The sequence below is a fragment of the Persicitalea sp. genome (assembly GCF_041751555.1).
In the GTDB taxonomy this organism is placed as follows: domain Bacteria; phylum Bacteroidota; class Bacteroidia; order Cytophagales; family Spirosomataceae; genus Persicitalea.
The window spans coordinates 1-3,210 of the sequence record NZ_JBGSXF010000419.1 but is presented as its reverse complement, the minus strand read 5'-3'; the positions used below and the strand labels follow the sequence as shown (position 1 = coordinate 3,210).

The window sequence follows — 3,210 nt, the reverse complement described above, 5'->3', positions numbered from 1 at the left end:
GGTCGAAGCGTCTGGTTCGGAAAAAGGTAAAAAATTCGTACTGTTGAATTTGGTATGCTGGTCATCGGAAATACGTGCGGCGCAATTTGTATGAATTCGTTCCCACAAACGACCGTTTGATTGAGCTGCCTTTTGAAGGATCAGGCTATCTATCCTGACGACGCCCGTTATCCTTATTGAGAGAAATAAGTGGGTTTCCAACAATAACATATAGTTTGTTTCGATCTGCTCACGCGACATGCCAACAATCAGATTCCTGAATGCCGCTGGGCGTCGCGCCAGCCCGAAGATTTCAATACCAGAAGGTCAGATTGAGAGGCGCGAGGTCGAACCAACCTACACGCTGCTGCTGGGATAATTTCTGAGGTGGTCCTGAGAATCCGGACACGAAACTTACTTAACTTCGTGTCAAATGGCAAAAAAATCAACATCCAACCGAAAGTACACCCCCGAATTCAAAGCTGACGTGCTCCGCCTAGTTGCCAACGGGGAGTCTATTCTGGGCGTAGCCCAGAAAATGGGCATTAGTGACAGCATCATTCACTCCTGGCGTGCGGCTGAAAAAAAGGCAAAATTTCGCATCGATGGTCGGGGTGCAAAGTCATCGACGGCTTTGGAGGACGAAGGCGAAAGGATGCGTCGGCAGCTCCGCCAAACGGAAATGGAACGCGACATTTTAAAAAAAGCATTAGCCATTTTCAGCCGCATGAACTGATTCCGATCTACGCGTTCATCAAGCAGCAAGAGTCTGATTTTCCGGTCAGATTATTGTGTAAAGTGCTTGAAGTCAGCAAAAGCAGCTATTACCAGTACCGCGCGGGAGTGACTTTTCAAACATCCATGGCCAAGCAAGAAATAACTGATAGGGTTCAAGGTGTTTTCTGCGGGGCCGCCCGTGCGGGAAAACCGCCGACGCTATGGCAGTCGGCGCATTCAGAAAGCACTCCAAGATGAAGGCGTCGAAGTGGGGCGTCACCGGGTCAGGCGGCTGATGCAGCAGCAAAACTGGCGGGCTATTCAGCCACGCAGCTTTGTGCGGCTGCGGCCGGCCGCCTCGAACCACTGACTCAAGTCACGGGTTGCGGGCTTGTCCCAACCTGCTGCCTGCGTTGGGCCAACCGATCCGGCCCGACCAGGCTTGGGTAAGCGATATTACATACCTGCCATTGGTGGATGGTGGTTGGGCTTACCTAGCCAGTTGGCTAGACTTGTACTCGCGTCGGATCATAGGCTGGTGCGTCGATTTAAACATGGAGGAGAACCTGATTATCAGAGCCTTCGATCAGGCCACTACATTACGTCGCCCACAGCCTGGCTTGATCGTCCATTCCGATCAGGGTGGGCCGTCGTTACGGTGGGCAGTATTTTGGAAAAACGTTCAAGAGACGGCTTGATAAATGGGCTTGCCGACAGAGTATGGCTGAAAAAGAGAACCCTTATCAGAACGCTCATGCTGAGTCTTTTTGGGGGCGCTTAAAAGCAGAATTACTTGAAGACGGCTGCTTTGAAAGCCTGCAAGATGCTCACGACGAATTATTTAACTATATCGAGGGCTATTATAACATTCGACGACTCCACTCCTCTTTGGGGTACATGTCGCCGATCAATTTTGAAAACCAGTATCACCAAGCTAATTTCACCAGTAACTCTCAATCAAAAGTGTCCGGCTAAACAGGACCACCTCACTCTCAATTTCCTGAAAAATTTAGATTACTTCTGGACAAATCTTCAACAGAAACTTAACTTTTTCAAAGTCATTTGATATAGTGGCGATAAACGTCAATAACAGTAGCGACATTGCCCAAGATAACTAAACCTAGAAGTACACTATGCTGGATACACTCATTAAACTAGGAAAACAGGCAAGTCAGGATTTAGGCGAATGGGATGACATCCTGGATAGACCCAAAATCAACCTCGAAACTAAGAAAGGGGCCAGAATCACAAATTACGTTGGATCATTGATCTTCAATCTTGATACTGGGATTTTTGGTTGGGGACAGGTAGTAGACTATGACGAAGATAGGTCTGCCCAAAGGCACTTTAACCTCAAAATTCAAGGAGGGAACAATAAGGCCATTTACGCTTGTACTGAGCCAAATAGTTTTGAGCAGATAAGAAAATCCTTTTTCGGAAAGCCTGATAAAAATGGCAAGCCTGCTACACAAGGGCAGTTTACTGAGGCCATAGATAAAGACTTTCCTGATTTGAGGGAGACGAAGCTTTACGAAACCTTACAAGCAATGTTTGCCTTACGTTCAGGCTTCGAGGAAGAATGTTTATCTGAGAAAGGAATAGCGGACGCAAAGCAACTCATAAACCAGTGGGGGCTGAATCCTACTGAACAGATTGCACTAATTGTCGTGGGGGTGATATGGGCTGAGAAGCAATGGTACGAACCTACTTATTTCAGAGATATTGAAGGTTACCTAGACTTTTTGCGCGTAAAGTTCATTGGAGACTCTTCGACAAAGGAAAAAGGTGAAATCTCTCCTCAAATTTGCTACGCGACGGGCGAGCAAAGCGATAATGTTCAGGAACTTGGAATTAGTGACAGATACAACCTGAACAAGATGTTTGTTACTACGACGATCAACTATGCCACTGGGTTTGAAAATAAAGCTTTCTCGAAAAACTACCAGGTTGATAAGGAGGTTCAGAACTATCTGGAACGTGGTTCTAAACTCTTGCTTGAAAAGTACAAAACCAGAATTGCGGGCGTAGATCATTGCATTATTCCCCAGCTTCTTAACCAAGATGAGACCGATATTGAGGAAAGCTTGGGCAAAATAGCTCAGAAATCCGATTTGCTATTTCAATACAGAAAATATCATGAAATGGTATCGGATATTAAGTATGAGGCCGAAGGTAACCCATACTGGATAACTTTCCTGGGCTTCGAGTCTGATGGTAATTTCTTCAAGACGATAAATATTATTAAAGATGTAAGCCGAACTCATTTCGAGCGACTTATCCTGAAATTTTCAGAGGTTCATCGCCAATTCAAGGATGTAGAAGGCATCAACTGGGAGAACGTAATGAGCGCAGGGAAGGATAATACTCTGGAATTCAACCTTTACACCGTTTACACACTTATTCCGCTCCGTAAAGACAAGGAAAAGAAGAACGTCGCCCTGGCTTTGTTCAAACAGATTTTAGAGAGGAGGCCTATTGAGAAAGAAAAGCTGTTTGGTCATTTCAAAGATTTGA

Annotated in this window: 5 protein-coding genes; all 5 read left to right on the top strand. The window is 45.8% G+C overall.

The window, feature by feature from the left end; genetic code table 11:
• Window positions 1-412 precede the first annotated feature (412 nt).
• The gene (locus ACEW8P_RS14715; RefSeq protein ID WP_373513836.1) at window positions 413-715 is read left to right on the top strand and encodes a transposase; all 303 of its coding nucleotides are present in this window, start codon (window positions 413-415) and stop codon (window positions 713-715) included.
• Window positions 716-874: 159 nt separating this feature from the next.
• A complete protein-coding gene (locus tag ACEW8P_RS14710) occupies window positions 875-1,066 on the top strand; it encodes an IS3 family transposase (protein ID WP_373513835.1) in 192 nt (63 codons plus the stop codon).
• Between the two features lie 43 nt (window positions 1,067-1,109).
• Entirely contained in the window at window positions 1,110-1,394 is a 285-nt protein-coding gene (locus ACEW8P_RS14705; protein ID WP_373513834.1) for a transposase, read from the top strand.
• Between the two features lie 22 nt (window positions 1,395-1,416).
• Window positions 1,417-1,671, top strand: coding sequence for an integrase core domain-containing protein (locus tag ACEW8P_RS14700; RefSeq protein ID WP_373513833.1), 255 nt, complete (start codon window positions 1,417-1,419; stop codon window positions 1,669-1,671).
• Window positions 1,672-1,829: 158 nt separating this feature from the next.
• A partial coding sequence (locus tag ACEW8P_RS14695) for a TM1802 family CRISPR-associated protein (RefSeq protein ID WP_373513832.1) occupies window positions 1,830-3,210 on the top strand: 1,381 nt, incomplete at its 3' end.